At 55.2% G+C, this 17,887-nt stretch carries 16 protein-coding genes; 3 read left to right on the top strand and 13 right to left on the bottom strand.

Annotation, left to right across the window (positions count from 1 at the left end; genetic code table 11):
* Positions 1 to 36: 36 nt before the first annotated feature.
* Positions 37 to 903, top strand: coding sequence for a class I SAM-dependent methyltransferase (locus CFELI_RS06145; RefSeq protein ID WP_277103402.1), 867 nt, complete (start codon positions 37 to 39; stop codon positions 901 to 903).
* 54 nt (positions 904 to 957) lie between these two features.
* The gene (locus CFELI_RS06140; RefSeq protein WP_277103403.1) at positions 958 to 1,731 is read left to right on the top strand and encodes a hypothetical protein; all 774 of its coding nucleotides are present in this window, start codon (positions 958 to 960) and stop codon (positions 1,729 to 1,731) included.
* Between the two features lie 258 nt (positions 1,732 to 1,989).
* Here the strand turns inward: CFELI_RS06140 and der are convergent, their stop codons facing one another.
* The 7 genes from der to bioA all read right to left on the bottom strand — a co-directional run bounded on the left by der (position 1,990) and on the right by bioA (position 10,859).
* Positions 1,990 to 3,690, bottom strand: coding sequence for a ribosome biogenesis GTPase Der (gene der / locus CFELI_RS06135; protein ID WP_277103404.1), 1,701 nt, complete (start codon positions 3,688 to 3,690; stop codon positions 1,990 to 1,992).
* 5 nt (positions 3,691 to 3,695) lie between these two features.
* Positions 3,696 to 4,412 carry a (d)CMP kinase gene (cmk, locus tag CFELI_RS06130; RefSeq protein WP_277103405.1) on the bottom strand — a complete coding sequence of 239 codons (717 nt, stop codon included), beginning with the start codon at positions 4,410 to 4,412 and terminating at the stop codon, positions 3,696 to 3,698.
* Complete coding sequence (locus CFELI_RS06125) at positions 4,412 to 5,380, bottom strand: pseudouridine synthase (protein WP_277103406.1); 969 nt, start codon at positions 5,378 to 5,380, stop codon at positions 4,412 to 4,414. Before CFELI_RS06125 ends, cmk begins: the two co-directional genes overlap by 1 nt.
* 156 nt (positions 5,381 to 5,536) lie before the next feature.
* Positions 5,537 to 6,100 carry an SMC-Scp complex subunit ScpB gene (gene scpB, locus CFELI_RS06120; RefSeq protein ID WP_290259821.1) on the bottom strand — a complete coding sequence of 188 codons (564 nt, stop codon included), beginning with the start codon at positions 6,098 to 6,100 and terminating at the stop codon, positions 5,537 to 5,539.
* Between the two features lie 6 nt (positions 6,101 to 6,106).
* Positions 6,107 to 7,693: a cation:proton antiporter gene (locus CFELI_RS06115; protein ID WP_277103408.1), complete on the bottom strand. Its 1,587-nt coding sequence runs from the start codon at positions 7,691 to 7,693 to the stop codon at positions 6,107 to 6,109.
* Between the two features lie 904 nt (positions 7,694 to 8,597).
* The gene (gene bioD / locus CFELI_RS06110) at positions 8,598 to 9,344 is read right to left on the bottom strand and encodes a dethiobiotin synthase (protein ID WP_310128819.1); all 747 of its coding nucleotides are present in this window, start codon (positions 9,342 to 9,344) and stop codon (positions 8,598 to 8,600) included.
* 96 nt (positions 9,345 to 9,440) lie between these two features.
* Positions 9,441 to 10,859: an adenosylmethionine--8-amino-7-oxononanoate transaminase gene (bioA, locus tag CFELI_RS06105; protein WP_277103410.1), complete on the bottom strand. Its 1,419-nt coding sequence runs from the start codon at positions 10,857 to 10,859 to the stop codon at positions 9,441 to 9,443.
* A 244-nt stretch (positions 10,860 to 11,103) separates the two neighbouring features.
* On the opposite strand from bioA, the gene CFELI_RS06100 reads away from it, so the two are divergent.
* A complete protein-coding gene (locus CFELI_RS06100; protein ID WP_277103422.1) occupies positions 11,104 to 12,567 on the top strand; it encodes a peptide MFS transporter in 1,464 nt (487 codons plus the stop codon).
* 67 nt (positions 12,568 to 12,634) lie between these two features.
* Here the strand turns inward: CFELI_RS06100 and bioD (CFELI_RS06095) are convergent, their stop codons facing one another.
* From bioD (CFELI_RS06095) to CFELI_RS06070, 6 genes are all read right to left on the bottom strand, one after another.
* A complete protein-coding gene (bioD, locus tag CFELI_RS06095) occupies positions 12,635 to 13,237 on the bottom strand; it encodes an ATP-dependent dethiobiotin synthetase BioD (protein WP_277103411.1) in 603 nt (200 codons plus the stop codon).
* A 76-nt stretch (positions 13,238 to 13,313) separates the two neighbouring features.
* Complete coding sequence (locus CFELI_RS06090; RefSeq protein ID WP_277103412.1) at positions 13,314 to 14,138, bottom strand: segregation and condensation protein A; 825 nt, start codon at positions 14,136 to 14,138, stop codon at positions 13,314 to 13,316.
* Positions 14,139 to 15,011 carry a ParA family protein gene (locus tag CFELI_RS06085; protein ID WP_277103413.1) on the bottom strand — a complete coding sequence of 291 codons (873 nt, stop codon included), beginning with the start codon at positions 15,009 to 15,011 and terminating at the stop codon, positions 14,139 to 14,141. It lies immediately after the preceding gene.
* A gap of 333 nt (positions 15,012 to 15,344) precedes the next feature.
* Complete coding sequence (gene xerD / locus CFELI_RS06080) at positions 15,345 to 16,259, bottom strand: site-specific tyrosine recombinase XerD (protein ID WP_277103414.1); 915 nt, start codon at positions 16,257 to 16,259, stop codon at positions 15,345 to 15,347.
* Complete coding sequence (locus CFELI_RS06075; RefSeq protein ID WP_277103415.1) at positions 16,256 to 16,906, bottom strand: NUDIX domain-containing protein; 651 nt, start codon at positions 16,904 to 16,906, stop codon at positions 16,256 to 16,258. The genes xerD and CFELI_RS06075 overlap by 4 nt, the downstream gene beginning before the upstream one ends.
* Positions 16,906 to 17,865, bottom strand: coding sequence for a copper transporter (locus tag CFELI_RS06070; RefSeq protein WP_277103416.1), 960 nt, complete (start codon positions 17,863 to 17,865; stop codon positions 16,906 to 16,908). The genes CFELI_RS06075 and CFELI_RS06070 overlap by 1 nt, the downstream gene beginning before the upstream one ends.
* Positions 17,866 to 17,887 lie beyond the last annotated feature (22 nt).

The following is a 17,887-nucleotide window of genomic DNA, read 5'->3' as shown; positions in this document are numbered from 1 at the left end:
CTCCTCGTGCTACCTGAACTACACTTAACAATCATCATGCGCAAAGAATCTACCCCGCAGGCAGCACAGTTAGGCGTTGATCTCTCACACATCGAGGCTGATGCAATCAACGCGTCCTCACCGAGCCACATCCCACGCGTTTCCCAACGCAACGTCCCTAAATTTGCCGACAGTACTCACCGCGGCATATCCGCCACAGCGTTTCACACAGGTGCTGAAAACTACCACGATATTCGCCCGAGTTATCCCCAAGATGTGCTGAGTCTTCTTTCACCAGCGCGGAAAGTCTTAGACATCGGCGCTGGCACAGGTAAACTCACCATTTTGCTTGCCACCCACCCCAACTTTGAGCAGGTATACGCCCTCGACCCCAGCAAAGACATGGTGGCAACCTTGCGCACTCACCTGCCCCAGGTACCAGCGTGGCAAGCAACAGCAGAACATACTGCATGCGCTCACTCGCTTTTCGACGCCGTGACCATAGCCCAAACCTGGCACTGGGTTGACCCGACTGCTGCAAGCATTGAACTTGACCGCATTACCACCGACACTGCGGAAGTGCTCTTGGTGTGGAATACCCTCGATGTGTCGATCCCGTGGGTTCATCGGCTCTCGCGCATCATGCACTCCGGTGACACATTGAAAGAAGGGTTCCTCCCCCAGATCGACACACCGTGGCGGATTGATAAGATTTTGCGTTCAACGTGGCAACAATCCATCACCCCAGAAGAAATCCACCGTTTGACACATACCCGTTCTTATTGGCTTCGGTCGAATGAAAAAACCCGAGCTAAAGTGACACAAAATCTCAATTGGTACCTGTATGATCATCTCAACCTGAAGCCAAACGTCGCAGTCCAACTACCCTATCGCGTGGATGGGTTTGTTCTGAAAAAATCCTGATATTTTCAAAATAACTATGGACGGGTGTGTGTGTTCTCATTACGCTTATGTGTTATGAATACACTCACCCACAGACGCACGGTCATCATTTTGCTCATCAGTGCATTCGCAGTGTATTTCACTATGCTCTACACAACCCTACCCACGCTTACTGTGATAGCTGGCGGTCAATCCATGTTCGATCTGGCACCACAGAATTTCCGCCCCGAATCAGCCCAGGCACTCCTTAAATCCCTCGGCGAGGCGGGGCGAACCTATTATCTCCACCGCCAACTCCCCCTGGATTTCCTTTACCCCCTTCTTGCCGGCTCAGCTTATACGCTCGGCATCAAGGCTTTAAGCGATCGTCTCCGGTGGCGGCACTTTGTGTTGTCTCTGCTCACACTGACACCATTAGCGGCAGGGTTGTTGGACTACATCGAAAATATCGCGATTGTTATTATCCTTCGCAGCTATCCGGAACTACCCACTACCGCCCTCGCGTTTGGTTTTTATGCAGGAACTGCTAAACAGGTGTTTTATAGCATCGGGATTGGTAGTTTTCTCATCCTTGTGATTATTAACGCAATCCGGGTCTTAAAAAACTACCGTTCTACTCGCAGCACTTCTCAATCCTTTGAGTCACAAGATGCCCCTAGCGGGCAAGAATCCACCCAGGCGGCACACCGAGCTCCTGAGGAGCAGACCTTCCCGCACGATATTCACCACCCCACCGGTAGGCATTCTCTTACCCCTGAAATAGCTGGGGAAACAAACACAGAGCACAGCCCATCTTCCCCCGCGCATTCAGTCGATGAACACACCCAACCCCACGACTTCAAAATTTAGGTTCTCCGAGGCACAACCTGAATGCACGCTCTCGTCTCGTGCGGACCTTCCGTGAAAAGCAGTTCGTCACCGCTTCCTTTGATTGTTTCCCCGGCACCCACTTCTTCTTGGAGGTGAATAAAAATGGGCTTAAGGGAGAAAAACGCCCCCGTGTGACCAGTGACGAGGCAAATGTAAAATCCTCAGCCACGTGGCACACGGGGGTAAAAAGATGTCAGAGTTGTTTTAGGACATCGAGGTACTCACGCACAGGATGTGTTACTTGCGGGTGCGGCGCTCACGCACACGCACAGCAATGCGCACAGGTGACCCCTCGAAGCCGAAGGACTCACGGAACTTCCGCTCCAAGTAACGGCGGTAACCAGCATCCAAGAAACCAGTGGTGAACAAAACAATCACTGGTGGGCGCGTCGAGGCCTGGGTAGCAAAGAGCACGCGAGGAACACGTCCACCCTTCATTGGTGGTGGGTTTTGTGCAATCACTGCACGCAACCAGTTGTTCAACTGGCCGGTAGTCACACGCTTATCCCAGCTCTCCAGAGCCTGAAGCATATAAGGCTCAAGGCGCTGCAACGCACGACCGGTCTTCGCCGAAATATTGATGCGTGTTACCCAAGGAATGTGCGCCAGCTGCTGCTCGATTTCACGCTCCAGCTCCCAGCGACGATCATCATCCATCAAGTCCCACTTGTTAAACACAAGCACAAGTGCCTTACCGGCTTCGAGGATCATGTTGAGCACACGCTGATCCTGCTCGGAAACAGGTTGCGAACAATCGATCATGAAGATGCAGATTTCAGCAGCATCAATGGCACTGCGGGTACGCAAGGAAGCATAGTACTCGTGGCCAGAGGCTGTCTTCACCTTCTTACGCAGACCCGCGGTATCAACAAACTTCCACAGGTTGTTTTCCAGCTTCACAATGGAATCGACAGGATCCACGGTGGTGCCAGCGACGTTATCAACCACAGAACGTTCTTCGCCGACGATCTTGTTCAGCAGCGAGGACTTACCCACATTGGGCTTACCCACCAACGCGACTCGGCGTGGGCCTTCGGTGATGGAGGAATCACGAGGTTCTTCGGGGAAGGATGCAAGGATCTTATCCAATACGTCCGCACCGCCACGGCCGTGCTGTGCAGACACTGGCCACGGATCACCCAGACCCAGCGCATAGAATTCCGCCATATCGGCATACATGGTGTCGGAGTCGAACTTGTTCGCCACCAAAATCACCGGTACTTCCGCACGCTGAAGCTTCCGAGCCATTACCGCGTCAGTCTCAGTAATGCCGACCTTGGTGTCAACAACCATAACAATGACATCAGCGGTTTCCATGGCTACTTCAGCTTGGCGGGCAATAGCGCCGTGGATGCCCTTCACGTTTGGATCCCAGCCACCAGTATCTTGCACCCAGAAGCGCTGTCCGCCCCAGTCTGCAAGATAAGAAATACGGTCGCGGGTCACGCCAGGGAAATCTTCGACAACCGCCTCACGGCGACCAATAAAGCGGTTAACAAGGGTGGATTTACCCACGTTAGGGCGGCCGACAATTGCAACAGTGCACAGCTTTTCACGGATGTGCCCATCACGTTCGAAGCCGAACGCACGCTCAACTTCTTCCCAATCCTCATCGGAATAGCCTTCGCCGAAATCGGGGTCAGCGAAACCAGATTCATCGAATTCGCCGTCCTCGGTGAAGTAGACGAATGTTTCGTCGCCGTCTTCCCACTCGTCGTCGTCAAACTCAGCGTCGGCATTATCCTCAGCGTCGAAGTCGTAGTTAAAGTCTTCCGCGTTGAAATCGCGGGAAGCATAGCCGCCACCGGCAACAACGACGTCTTCTTCGATGAAGGCTTCTTCCGCGCGAACTTCACCAGTGTTGGTGTGGTAGACGAAAACGGTTTCGTTCTCGTCGTTGTCGTGCGGGTGGTTTTCAGGATGTGTATGTATAGCCATGAGTTTTAGTTCTCCTTTTCGGCGCCAGAGTTTTCCACCAGCGTAATAAGGGTTTGGATAACCTCGTCCAGGCTGAGGTTGGAGGTATCAACAACAGTGGCGTCTTCGGCAGGACGAAGTGGGGAAATCGCACGATTCGAATCGAGTTCATCGCGGCGGATCACATCTTGAAGCACATCGTCGAATGACACACTGCGCCCTGCGGCCATGTCCTGGTCGTAGCGGCGTTGGGCACGCACCTGCGCAGTAGCGGTTAAGAAAACCTTGACTGGGGCGTCGACAAGCACCACGGTGCCAATATCACGGCCGTCGAGCACGCAGCGGTGCGCTTGCGTGGCGAGTCGACGCTGCAAGGCAACGAGGTTTTCGCGTACCTCGCCCACGGCAGAGACTGCGGACACGTTCTGGGTGACGTCTCGGCCACGGATTTCACTGGATACGTCGTCACCTGCGAGTAGCACAGTTTTAGCATGCGGATCGTCGTTGACTTCCAGCGGCAAATCTGCGGTTGCTTTCGCTACAGCCTGCGCGTCGGTCGGGTCGATCCCCTGGCGGAGTACGTGCAGGGTTGCTACTCGATACATCGCGCCGGTATCGAGATATTTTGCACCAAAATGTGCGGCCACTGCGCGGCACACGGTGGATTTACCGGCACCGGAAGGACCATCGACGGCGACGATGAGTCCGCCGTTTGGTTGGTTGGATACTGCGTTTGGGTTCATTACATATCCACCGCCTTGTACAGGCTGGTCAGCTCCATATCGTTCAAGGCGCGTATGGTGCCTGGCTTTTGTTCACCCAGCTGCACGGTGTGCAGTTTGGTGCGTACCAGTGCTTGAACTGGGTAGCCTGCTGCTTTGAGCATGCGGCGGACGATGTGCTTGCGGCCTTCGTGGAGTTCAACGCGGATCAGCGACTTGCCTTGGTAGGTGTCGATGATCTGCACGTAGTCGGCTTTCGCCGGCCCGTCGTCGAGTTCAATGCCGTCACGCAGCTGCTTGATCAGTGCGCGGTCGGCTTCGCCGAGCACGGTTGCTAGGTAGGTTTTCGACACTTCGTACTTCGGGTGCATCAAGCGGTTGGCGAGTTCCCCGTCGTTGGTCAAAAGCAGCAGGCCTTCGGTGTCGGCGTCGAGGCGGCCGACGTGGAACAGGCGCTGACCGGAGGCGATGCGTTCGGAAATGATGTCGCCGATGCAGGGGCGTCCGAGTTCGTCACTCATGGTGGAGTGCAAGCCGCGGGGCTTGTTGAGCACGAAGTATTGGTTCTTTTCGTTGACGTTGACGCGCACACCATCGACACGGATGACATCGGTATTAGGGTTGACCCTGGTGCCTTGTTCCATGATGATTTTGCCGTTGACTTCCACGCGACCTGCGTCAATGAGGATTTCTGCGTGGCGGCGCGAGGCAACGCCTGCTTTAGCAAGTACTTTTTGCAGGCGGATCAGTTCGCCTTGCTCCTGCTCATTGGTGGCACGTGGTGCGACGTGCTGGCGTTTTGCGGGGCGTGCGTTCGAGAGCAGAATTTCAGAGTCGCGCTGTTTACGTTGTTGTTTTTCCGGTTTTCCGGCAGCGGCTTTGCCCCGCTTGTTCAGGTTCTTAGCTCCCTGGCCGCCACGTTGTGGGCGGGCTTTCGCGTAGGAGCGATTGTTTTCCGGTGTGCCGTCTCGGCGAGCGGTTCTAGACATGAAAGTCCTTCTTTAAAAAAATATGCGGTTATAAAACATCACCACTCTAGTTGAGTTTTTATGAAATCGCTAATAAAGCATGCGCTTTCAGGTGTTCTCGTTGTGCGTGAATGCGCAAGTGGTGATGCTCAGTCGCTCCCTGTAGTGGGGGGTGTGTCAGTTCACGTCGAATTCGTCGATGTGGTCGATATCGGGCAGCAGTGGGGCGAGATCAGGTAGGCGGTCGAGGGAGTCGATGCCGAGTTGTTCGAGGAATAGTTCGGTTGTTTCAAAGCGGTGCGCCCCAGTGTGTGCTTCTGTGTCGACTTCGCGAATGAGTCCGCGCAGTGCAAGTGTGCGCATGACACCATCAACGTTGACTCCGCGTACGGCGGCGACTTGGGCGCGGGTGGCTGGTTGCCGGTAGGCGATGATGGCGAGTGTTTCGAGTGCTGCACGGGAGAGTTTGGTGTGGCTGCCGTCGAGGAGGAATTTTTCTACTGCGACGGCGTTTTCTTGGCGCGTGTAGTAGCGCCATCCGCCGTCGCTGTAGCGCAGGTCGATGCCACTGCCGCGTTCGTTGAGTTCGTCTTGCATCTGCTTTAGCAGCGTTTCGACGTCGTGTTCGGCGACTTCCAGTGCGTGCGCGAGTGCGCTGGCTGGGGCGGGGTTGTCGATGACGAGCAGGATGGATTCAAGGCGTGAGCGCAGTGTGCTCACCGGTTCAAGTGGGGCGTACATGGCGGTTTAGCTGGTCTTTCCGTAGATGCCTTTTTTCACGCCTAAGATTTGCTGGTCGACGTCGAAGAGTACTTCATCGAGGATGGCGGGGTCGACGTCGCGTTCTTTTCGTGCGTTGAGCAGTTCGCGTTGGGCGGCTTTGAGGGCTTCGAGGTGGATGCTGGCCATCTTTTGGGCGTGTTGGCGCAGCATTTCGCGGCGTGCTTCGGGGCTCATGTGGTCTTCGTCTTCATCTTCGAAGTGGATGGTTTCTTCGAAGCGGGTTAAAAGTGCCTGCATTTTTTCTTGTGGGAGCTCATCGATGTGGCTCATCATGGTTGAACGGGCCGCGGTGCGGGCGCGGGCGACGAGTTGTTCGCGGGCAATATCGCCGAATGCGTCTGGGCCTGCATCGAGGCTGAGTTTTTTCATCAGCCATGGCAAGGAGAGCCCTGGGATCACCATGGTAATCACCAAAACGATGAGGGCGATAACGGGAAGTTCGCGGTAGAGGGCGAAGTTGGTGGAGGCAGGGATAGACATAACCAAAGCGAGGGTGATCAGTCCGCGCATGCCTGCCCAACTGAGCAACAGTACTTCTTGGAGCCTTAAAGGCGAACCGGTTTTGCGTTGCGTGCGACAGTTGACTTTGTATTGGATGTAGAACCAGGTCAGTCGTACTACGATGGCAACGACTGAGAGCACAATGCCTACCCAGACTGCTTCGAGCAGTTCGCGGCCGACTTCGTCGATGGCTTGGCGTACGGTCATACCGATAAGTCCAAAGGCCATGCCGGTGAACAGTAGTTCCACGATTTGCCAGAAGGCGGTGCCGGATAGGCGGTCTTCGGCACCGATATTGACCCGGGAGTTAAATTCGATGGCTGCGAATACGATGGCGACGACGCCGGAGGCGTGAATGGCTTCGGCCCCGAGGTAGGTTGCGAAGGGGATGATCCAGGTAAAGGCGTTGCGGGAGACTGATGAGCTCATCCAGTCGGTGAGTTTTGCTGCCACGAATCCAATGATCCAGCCGACGATGACCGCAGCTCCTGCGGAGTAGATGAGGGTGAGGATTGCCGACCACCAGTTTGGGGTTTCGTTTTTCACGATCACCCCGAGTGCAAGGTTGAAGACGACGATGGAAGCGGCGTCGTTAAACAGCCCTTCGTTTTGGAGGGTGTTCGATAACCTGCGTGGTACACCGGCGGGTTCTGCCACAGCGTCGACTGCAACGGGGTCAGTGGGTGCGATGGCTGCGCCGATCATCATTGCCCCCGCCAGGGAGAGCGTGGGGATTAGCAAGTACGCGCTGAATCCTACTGCGAATGCGCTCACGACGGTGAGGATGAAGGCAAGCAGGATCACTTCGCGCCAGTTGCGTCGGATTGCAGCCCAGCTGGTGCGTCGCACGAGTGCCCACAATAGTGGTGGGATGAAGATGGGCAGCATGAGTTCTGGGGGTATGGGAATGTCGGGAATCCCGGGGATTAAGATCGCGCCACCTGCGAGTATTGTCAGCAGTGCGGGCCATGGGAGGCCGGTTCGGTCGCCGATTGCCACCATGATGACGGTGGCGAAGAGTAGCCCTATGAGCGCGATCATTATTTCCATGCGCAATGTCCCCTTATTTTCGCATTGTTGGTTGGTGAATCAAACGCGTGCGAAATCAACAATATTCAACTTCAGTTCACGCAAGTGACTATACCTGTTGCCGGATTGAATTCCGGAACTGGGTTCCCCCACAGCGCACAGCACACAATCGGTGGCTGGCTATCAGCTCAATGGCAGGGCGCAGTTAGCAGCACTTGAGTGTGAACACACCCACTCGCAGCTCTCACCTCTTCGCTGAAAGTCGAGTCAGTAGGGGTTTTCTCATCAAGAAAAAAACATCGTGACCAGAAAGCGCGGGAACCGACAGGGCACTAAAACATGATCGACGTGATTGGGCAGGAAAAGGCTTGCGCACCTCGACCGAACAGTATGCCTATGAATAGGTGGGGATTGATTCAAAAATACTGATTCGACTTTCAGCACACAAGTGAAAAATTGACCTGCGGTTTTACAGGTAGCACTTGCTCTATGTCGAATTAATATTTCTCTTATATTTCCAAAGCCCCCTACCGCTACTAAGCACAGTGCTAGATATGCACACACGATCACAGATCGAATGCGCTCAACGCCACGTACCTGCGAGGCGATCCGACTTCCATACCCAACGAAATATGCGGTTGAAGGTTACGCTCGCCAAACTGCATGCTACGAAGGCAGTCCTAGTTTTTCACTACGTGCCCTGGTGATCGTGCGAGTAGCTCGTGGTCGAAACTTTCGGGTTACCCATTGTGACAAAACATACAAGCACGAACGTGTTTAAAATCAGCGTGATTTTCATGGTCCCAAACCACTCTTTTATAAACCCCCTCGCTCCCGTGTGCGTGGGCTTGCATCCACAATCCAACACGGGCGTGATACTCGCGATGTGGCTCGATTAATAGTCGCTGGGGGGTATTACTCAGCACTAGTCAGTGGATTCTTTATCAATATGGGCAAAAAGTTCCGCTAGATCCACATGCCCGCGCAACCGAGGCCGAGTGATGTGTGAATAATACTCGTGCGAATCTGCATTGCCACCTAGCCCCTCAGGCAAGGCACCGAAAAATGGCCGCTTGGTAATACGCGGCAGTTCCTCAAGATTCAGGGTGGTTGCCAGATCCGGCTTACTACTGATACTCCCGCCGATAATGCCGAGCACGTCAATCCCACGTGCGTTCGCCGCCTCAACAGTAAGTTCAGCCGCATTCAGTGAACCTAATCCCAGGGAGGTCACCACAATCAGCCCGCAACCTAAGAGTCGCACCACATCTGCGAAATTTTCTTGCTCGTTAATCCGAACGAGCAACCCGCCTGCACCTTCCACCAACACCACGGGCGGCAACTTACCCGTACCAGCATGTTGAGCTACGGCCTGGTCATGGAACACACCAATACGCTGCGCCACCTCTTGAGCAGTCAGCATGGGCATAGCAGCCCGGCGCGCGGCAAGGTTCGGTGCTAGGGGTTCGGGGTAGCGGATGAGTTCGTGACCTTTTATGCCTGTGAGTTGCTCGATGGTGTAGATATCGCCTGCCCCTTCTGCTTCCCCGGTTTGGATGGGTTTGATGATGTCAACGTGGTGTCCGCGGTGGGATAGTTCGGCAGCAAGTGCGGCGGTGGCAATGGTTTTGCCGACATCGGTGTTGGTTCCGGTTATGGCGATGATCATCAATGGGGTCTTTCTGTGGGGAGGGTGCAGAAGTGTGTGGCTGGAGTGTGTGGCTGGAGTGTGTGAGTGTTCAGCCTGTGTTTTTTAAAGGCGCAGGCGTTAAGGCCCGTCGACAATTGCTGTGATGGCGGTGCAGATGCGTGCAACTTCGTCGTTGGTGGCGCAATATGGGGGCATGGTATAGACCAGTCGCCCGAAGGGGCGTAGCCACACCCCGTGCGCGCAGGTGGTGGTTGTTGCGTGCTGCATGTCGACGGCGTCGATAAGCTCAACGACCCCGATCGCGCCGAGTACCCGCACATCCGCAACCCGTGGATGCTGGCGCAAATGCGCAAGCCCTGCGGATAATGCCTGTTCAATGCGGGCAACATCGTCTCGCCACTGCCCTTCCTGGATCATGGACATGGACTCGGCGGCAACAGCACAAGCAAGCGGGTTAGCCATAAATGTCGGGCCATGCATCAGCGCCCCACCCCCAGCGGGAGTATCGATCACGCGGGCGATTGTCGATGTTGCCACCGTGGCTGCTAGCGACATGAAACCGCCCGTGAGCGCCTTGCCCACGCACATGATGTCCGGCATCACGCCCGCTGAGGTGGTGGCAAACAGCGTGCCTGTGCGCCCAAAGCCAGTTGCGATCTCATCGGCGATGAACACCAGCTCATGCTCGTCGCACAGTGCGCGCAACTCAACCAACAATGCATCGTCATGAAACAGCATTCCGCCTGCGCCTTGGACTTTCGGTTCCACGATCAAACCTGCAATATCTGGGCTGATGAGATCGAGCACTACCGCTACATAGTCGGCGATCTGCGCCGCACTACTTCCCCGTCGTGGAGGTGCGGGCGCAAACACGTGATCAGCAATCACCCCTGTCCACATCGCATGCATGCCCCCATCGGGATCGCAGACAGACATTGCCGCAAACGTATCACCGTGATAGCCACGCCGCCATGTCAGAAAACGCTTGCGCTCAGGCTTTCCCCTACCCCGCTGATACTGCAACGCCATCTTCATCGCCACCTCGACCGCAACCGACCCAGAATCGGCGAAAAACACCTTCTCCAGCAGCAAAGTGCGTGTCGACGCCGCCAGCGACTCACCTGCATCCGCACGACCGCGCCCGGCAGCGCGCGCCTGAGCAAAGTCCTGGGCAATCAACTCCAGCAACACCTTTGCGGCCGACACCGCTGGGGCATGACTCAAACCACCAAACATCACATGGCTCATCTTCGCAATCTGCGCCTGCGCAGCAGCAACCAAACGCGGATGGCTATGCCCATGAGCCGCAGCCCACCACGAACTCATCCCATCAATCAATCTTCGCCCATCAGCACAGACCAAATACGCGCCTTCCGTGCGATCAATGATCACCGGATCAACGCGCGCCGGGGTGGGGCTGTAGGGATGCCAAATGTGCGCTTGGTCGAAATGGACCAGCTGGTCGATTTCTTCAGGCGTTGCTGGTGATGAAGCAAGGTGGGTGCTATGTGGATTCTGGTACGAGTGTGGGGTCATTGGTTGCTGCGATTCTTAACACGAAGTGGTGGCATGAAGGTGTGCCACGCCGATAGGTAGGATTTTTTTGGTTATGTTGCCTTGTCAAAGCAATTTTTGAACACTATTCAAGAAATTTTAGCCTAAAAGCGTCACATGACATCTTTTTCAAGGAATAATGCCATATATGACCAAACTTGAACAGCGTACAGCGGTGGCGGACCGCCCCCACACCCCACCTACACCATCGACACCACGCAACCTTATGACCACAGTTCATGCCGAACATCCACTCGCAACCTTCAATCTCGTCAGCATCGAAGCATGGGAACGGTTCAGCTTCTACGGAATGCAAGCCATCCTCGCCTTCTACCTGTACTACAGCGTCAGCGAAGGCGGCATCGGCATCGACAAATCACATGCCACCGCACTCATCGGCGCATACGGCGCCCTCGTGTATCTGTGCACCTTCGCCGGCGGCTGGGTCGCCGACCGCATCCTCGGCCCCGAAAGAACACTGCTGATAGGTGCAGGCCTACTAGTCGCAGGACATCTCATCCTCTCGCTTGCCCCACACCCAGTTATCGGACTCGCCCTCGGGCTTAGCCTTATCGCAGTCGGCTCCGGCTCGCTGAAAACAGCCGCGATCACTATCCTCGGCGCGGTCTACCGCGAAGACTCCCACAACGCCCGCGAAACCGGCTTCCAATTCTTCTACCTCGGAATCCAAATCGTCGCCATCCTAGGCCCACTAATCACCGGATGGCTTGCCCAAGCCTACAGCTTCCACCACGGGTTCTTAGCCGCCGCCGCACTCATGATCATCGGCATGATCTCGTATATAAGCCTCCGTCGCAGAATGATCGACGCGCTCGACCCCGACATTCGCACCACCATTACACAACCAGCAAACCCCATCAACACCACCTATGCCATCTTCATCTTCAGCTGTGGCACCGTGATCTTCAGCGGAGTCGTCACTATGGCCGCCACTGGAACAATCCAGCCCGCTGACCTCGCCTTCTCCCTGCTCATCGTCACCTGCCTTGCCGCACTTATCCTGCTGGTTGTCATCATTCGTTCCCCCAAAACCACCACGGTAGAACGTCGCAAAGTCATCGCCTTCCTCCCCCTCTTCTTCGCCTCCGCCTGCTTCTGGGCAATCATGAACCAAACCTACGGCGTTCTAGCTGTCTACTCCGACATCAGACTCAACCGCATGCTCTTCGGCTTCGAAATCCCCGCAGCCTGGACCCAATCACTCAACCCCTTCTTCGTGATCACCTTCGCCCTCCTACTCACCTTTCTTTGGGCCAAACTCGGCAGCAAAAACCCACAACCAACCACCAAACTCTCCCTCGGCGTCATGATCGCCTCACTGAGCTTCTTCGTCTTCATCCCCTTCGCAGGCGGCGCTAACAACACCACCCCCTTTATCATCTTCGCCTTCGCCGTCTGGATCGCCGCCATCGGCGAACTCCTCTGCGGCCCAGTCGGCATGGCAGCCACCGCCGAACACGCCCCTCAAGCCTACCGCACCCAATTCTCCGCACTGTTCTTCCTCACCATGGCCATCGGCACATCACTCGCAGGCACCATATCCCGCTTCTACGACCCGGAAAACCCTCAGGCAGAAATCACCTACTTCCTCACCTGCGGAATATCCGCCCTGATCATCGGCCTGATCACCTTGATCTTCGGCCGAATCCTCCACCAACGCCTCACTTAACACAAACACGCTTAAGGCCGCAGGATCCCTCAAGGTTTCCCTGCGGCCTTTGACAATTGTGCCCACACTACCAATGCTCAGGCAAGAAAATCGTCTGCGTGGCCTCAGCAAAAGCCTCAGCACCTAAAGAACCCACCCCATCATTCAAACTGCCAATGAACGGAACCCCCGTCGCATTCGCCACCTCCATCAAAATCAGCCGCGTCCGCAAATCTGCACCGGCCGGCAACTTTCCACCCAACAACCCCTCAACACTGGCCCCACAGGCGTGGGCAAAATGCACCGCCTGAGTAGCAACCTTGACAGCCTCGTCATCCATTCCAGACACAACCACTAAAGGCGCATCCAACTTCGCCGCAATATGCGCAATCGTATCCTCACCTAACAACGGCACACTCAACCCACCAGAGCCTTCAACAACCACCGTCTTGCCGGCGTCGGAAAGCTGCTTGACAACAGCAATCGGATCTAAAGCATCAGAAAAATCCTCACCCTTAATCCCCGTCAACTTCTCAATCGTGCCAATATCCAACGTAGTACTGGTACGCAAACGCGCCACCTTCACAGGAATCACATCCCGCCCCCGATCCTGCAACACCCGCACAATCGCCGCCGCCGCCGTCGTCTTACCTACACCCGATGCCAAACCAGACACAACCACAATACCCACGGCACACACCCCTCTTTTTTGGATCACAAGCACTTCCACACAACGCAACCACAGCTACGCTTAGAAGCTTAGCAAGCTACTCCCAAGTTGCAGCCGCAACCACCGCCGGATCTACCTCCACGCCCGTCCAACACACACGCAACTGACCCAACGACTCCTGCTGCTCCAACTTCACCGCCTGCGCTTTATACAATTCAAGCAGCGCCAAAAAACGGCCCACAACCTGCATCGACACAGTACAATCCTGCACCAACGCTGAGAACGTCAACCACTCACCGGCACCGACAACACGCAACAAATCCAGCACACGACCAGCCTGCTCCGGCACCGAAACCGCAACCTGGTGAATATGGGCAGTGCCCACCAATTCAGGGGGCTTCGGGCGAAAAACACCCGCCGCCAACTGAGCAAAACTTTCCGAATCATGCCCCAAATCCACTTCAGGTAACAACTGGGCAAACCGCGGCTCCATCCCCACCGCCCGCGGATACCGTAGCCTAGCCCCCGCCTGCCACACAGCAAACAAATCAGCCACCTGCTTATATGCCCGATACTGCAACAACCGAGCAAACAGCAGATCACGCGCCTCCAAAAACTCCAGATCAGCTTCACTATCCACCGAACCATGAGGAAGCAAACGCGCAGCTTTCAAATCCAACAACGTGGCCGCCACAACCAAAAACTCGGTGGTTTCATCCAAACTCGAAAACTCACCCAACTGCTTGGTATACGCCACAAAATCATCGGTCACCTGAGCCAAGGCAACCTCAGTGACATCCATCTTCTTCGAGCTAATCAGCTGCAACAAAAGATCAAAAGGGCCTTGAAAATTATTTAAGACAATACGAAAACCAGTAATCTCCGGCTGAATTGCATCATCATGCGTGGAAAGCTCGCTCATTTAGCCGTTCGTGCGCTCAATAACCTCACGCGCCAACTGACGATACTGCTGCGCACCAGCCGAGGACGGAGCCCACGTAATAATCGACTCGCCAGCCACCGACGTTTCTGGGAAACGAACCGTGCGCGTAATCACGGTGTCAAACACGCGATCTTCAAACACCTCAACCACCCGCGACATCACCTCACGCGCGTGCGTGGTACGACGATCAAACATGGTGACCAAAATACCAATGATCTCCAAATTAAAATTCAAACGATCGCGCACCTTCGACACCGTATCGTTGAGCAACGCCAAACCGCGCAACGAGAAATACTCACATTCCATCGGAATGATCACACCATGAGCACAGGCCAAAGCGTTCACTGTAAGCAGCCCTAATGAAGGCTGGCAATCTAAAATGATGTAATCGTAATCCTTCATCACAGGGCGCAGCGCACGCGCCAACGTTTGCTCGCGACCGACCTCATTCACCAGCTGAATCTCAGCGGCCGACAAATCAATATTCGCCGGCACCAAATCTAAACCAGGAACACCAGTCTTATGGATCGCTTGGTGAATCGACGTACGCTGATCCACCATCAGGTTATATACCGTGACATCCAGCTCATCGAAAGGTACCCCCAGCCCCGCCGATAGTGCACCTTGTGGGTCCAAATCCACCAACAACACTCGACGGCCCGCCTCAGCAAGACACGCACCGAGGTTGATCGTGGAGGTGGTTTTACCTACCCCGCCCTTTTGGTTGCACATTGCAATAATCCTGGCGGGACCGTGCTTGTCTAATGGCTTCGGCTCCGGAAACTGCCTCAAGGGACGACCAGTTAAACCAACCTTTGGATCAGAGGTCGGAAAAAGACCTTTCTCAGCCACTGTCAATCCCTCTTCCTTGATTTTCGTTGAATTACGTCTCCTGAAGACCCCCGCCCGAAAACACCTACACCCCTGCCATCTCCCAGAGCTTCGCGATTAAAGCAGACAGTGAAAGCATTAAGGCGCAACGGTGGTTTACTTCGCAGTTTCCTCACATATTGTGAAATCACAACAGTGTTATTTTACGCCGGTACGTTTGCCTATAGCCACCATAAAACCAAAGTGGCACAAGCGTGTGCACAAACACGCCGATAGCAACAATGTCAAGGAAACACCCTTGCCGCACTCACAGCATCCACTCCGCCGACACACGGCCACAGTCACACTTTGCTACTAATTACGCGGATGCGAGCTCAGCCACACGCTACGCAGATTCTCCGCCGACACATGCGTATAAATCTGGGTGGTGGTCACAGAGGCATGCCCCAACAATTCTTGAACCACCCTGACATCCGCGCCGCCTTGCAGCATATGCGTTGCAAAGCTGTGGCGAAGTGTGTGCGGGGAAATCTCTTTCTCAATACCTGCGCGCTGCGCCGCAGTTTTAATAATCGCCCAGGCTGACTGGCGCGACAACTCACCCCCACGCTTATTAAGGAACAAGGCGTGCGATTGTCCGCGCGATAAACTCGGCCTGCCGCGCACAAGATAGGTTTCCACAGCGCGCAGCGCCTGCCGTCCTACGGGCACAATGCGTTGCTTATTTCCCTTACCGCGAATGCTGAGCACACCTTCGCAATCCGTGCAATCGTCCACCACAAGACTGGTAATTTCGCTGATACGTGCACCCGTGCCGTAGAGCAATTCTATTAAGGCGCGGTCACGAAGATCACTCGGCGTTGCATGCTCCCCGCTGGGGATGGCGTCGATAAGCGCTGCAACTTCCTCAATGCTTAAGGTATCGGGCAGATGCTTACTTTGCGCCGGCGGCGACACTTCCGCCGCCACGTCGGTATCAACGAGCCCCTCAAACAGACAAAATTTATGCAGACCGCGGGCAACGCTCAGCGCCCGCGCCGCCGAGGAGGCACTCAGTGGCGCCCCGGCAAAACCGCGACGCATGTCTGCAACATATTTTTCTAAATCGAGGCTTTGCACATCACGCACATCACTAATCTGTGCTTCCTCAAGCCACTGGAGGTAGCGGTTCACGTCGCGTCGATAGTTGCTCAGCGTGTTTAAGCTCAACCCTTTTTCCACAGCAAGGTGGGTAAGCCACAGCTGCGCTGCCTGCTGCGGGGTGTTCACGGGCGCTTCTTCATGTCCTTGTCTAAGCCTTCAGCTTGTCGACGCCGCGCCAAGGCCGTTGGTCTGATCGCGAAAGGCTGCGCACACTCTCGCGCCTTGTGCCCGTTGTATATAACCTGCCACGCCGACATGATGCCCGCAATAGCGATCGAGTTATGAATCTCACCCGACAAAACCATGGACACCGCATCATCGAGTGACACCCACGTCCGATCCATGTCCGCTTCCTCATCACTAGCCTCAGGGATAGCAACGTGGGCAAGATCTTGCGCTAAAAACACCCGCACGGCCTCATCACAAAAACCAGGGCTGGTTATCAGATCACACAGCACAGACCACTGCTGAGCTTGCACACCTGCTTCCTCTTCCAATTCGCGCTGCGCACAGGTGAGCTCCGGCTCGTTTGCGAAATCCAACAAACCAGCAGGCAATTCCCACAGCCTCAAGCCACAGGCGCGACGGTATTGGCGAACAAGCGCAATCTTCTCGCCATCAAAAGCAACAACCGCAACGGCACCGAAATGCTCCACCACTTCGCGCGAGGCAATGGAACCCCCCGGCATGACTACCTCATCGCGACGCAGCGCCAGAATGGGGGCGTCATGAAGCAGCTCGGAAGAAACGACCTGAAAATCATGCGCACCCATTAGCCCACCTTCGGCGCAGGCGAGGCCGCATCCGCACTAGCAGCAGCACCGTATGCGCCGGAACCGCCATCAACCTTTTCTTTCAACGCCAACACCGTTGCCATCTGCCCCCACATACGATTCACCGAATCAACGGTCGACACCTTCTCACGCAGCGTCTCATCGCCACGAATCAACCCAATCACACCCGTTTCCGCAGCGGTACGCACACGACCAGCCACAACGACCGGATCCCCCTTTGATGCCAACGCCTCAACAAATGCCACCTGGGTGGTGGGCACAAAGTTGTGCCCCTTCGTTCCATGCTCATCGCCGACAACCATGATCACAGCATCAGCCTCAGTAACACTACCGTCGGTGTAATCGACAAATCCCGCTTCTTTCAAAGCACCAAGCACAATAGCCCGATCCTCTGGTGAGGCACCCGGTTTCCTTTCCTCAGAGCCTTCCTGCGACTCCTTCTTGAGCAAAGCAGCCTGCAAAGCCTCACCAGCATGAGTACCTGGATCAAGCTTATGTTCACTCAACTGCGCGCCTGCCGGGAGAGTTAAAGCAACAGTATTTTTCAAACTATCGGCACCATCTTGGTGGAAGAAATTCCGCTTCAACGCAATCACACCAGCGTCTTTCGCACCAGCCGACTTCACCATTTCACGAAGATCATCCACATCCTTCGCATCCGCATCCGCCGAATGCAACACGACTACAGACAGATCCTTGAGAGCATCGTGGATCGCCGAACCAGCGAAACTGGATACGATCGAATCAGCACTCGTTGCCTGCGCTAAGGCAATGTCAACATCCTCACGGGCTCGATCCCGCTCCTTAGTTAACACCTCCACCTGTTGAGTACTTCCACCTGGCAAATTTGGGGCCAACACAAACGTTCCCGCGACAATGCCAACAGCCACGCCCACAGTCAACCCCGAAAAGAGTGTACTTCCGCGTCCCTTTTTCATCTTTGCTCCTTAGGAAAAACGT

The sequence above is a fragment of the Corynebacterium felinum genome (assembly GCF_030408755.1).
GTDB lineage: Bacteria > Actinomycetota > Actinomycetes > Mycobacteriales > Mycobacteriaceae > Corynebacterium > Corynebacterium felinum.
Note: the sequence above shows the minus strand (reverse complement) of the source record. Positions and strands in the feature narration are given on the sequence as shown.

Coding starts and splice junctions, on each gene's coding strand:
- CFELI_RS06145 (WP_277103402.1), top strand. CDS start 37: ATGCGCAAAGAATCTACCCCGCAGGCAGCACAGTTAGGCGTTGATCTC.
- scpB (WP_290259821.1), bottom strand. CDS start 6,100: ATGTACGCCCCACTTGAACCGGTGAGCACACTGCGCTCACGCCTTGAA.
- CFELI_RS06070 (WP_277103416.1), bottom strand. CDS start 17,865: ATGAAAAAGGGACGCGGAAGTACACTCTTTTCGGGGTTGACTGTGGGC.
- der (WP_277103404.1), bottom strand. CDS start 3,690: ATGGCTATACATACACATCCTGAAAACCACCCGCACGACAACGACGAG.
- CFELI_RS06090 (WP_277103412.1), bottom strand. CDS start 14,138: ATGAGCGAGCTTTCCACGCATGATGATGCAATTCAGCCGGAGATTACT.
- CFELI_RS06125 (WP_277103406.1), bottom strand. CDS start 5,380: ATGTCTAGAACCGCTCGCCGAGACGGCACACCGGAAAACAATCGCTCC.
- CFELI_RS06075 (WP_277103415.1), bottom strand. CDS start 16,906: ATGGGTGCGCATGATTTTCAGGTCGTTTCTTCCGAGCTGCTTCATGAC.
- bioA (WP_277103410.1), bottom strand. CDS start 10,859: ATGACCCCACACTCGTACCAGAATCCACATAGCACCCACCTTGCTTCA.
- CFELI_RS06140 (WP_277103403.1), top strand. CDS start 958: ATGAATACACTCACCCACAGACGCACGGTCATCATTTTGCTCATCAGT.
- CFELI_RS06115 (WP_277103408.1), bottom strand. CDS start 7,693: ATGGAAATAATGATCGCGCTCATAGGGCTACTCTTCGCCACCGTCATC.
- CFELI_RS06100 (WP_277103422.1), top strand. CDS start 11,104: ATGACCACAGTTCATGCCGAACATCCACTCGCAACCTTCAATCTCGTC.
- cmk (WP_277103405.1), bottom strand. CDS start 4,412: ATGAACCCAAACGCAGTATCCAACCAACCAAACGGCGGACTCATCGTC.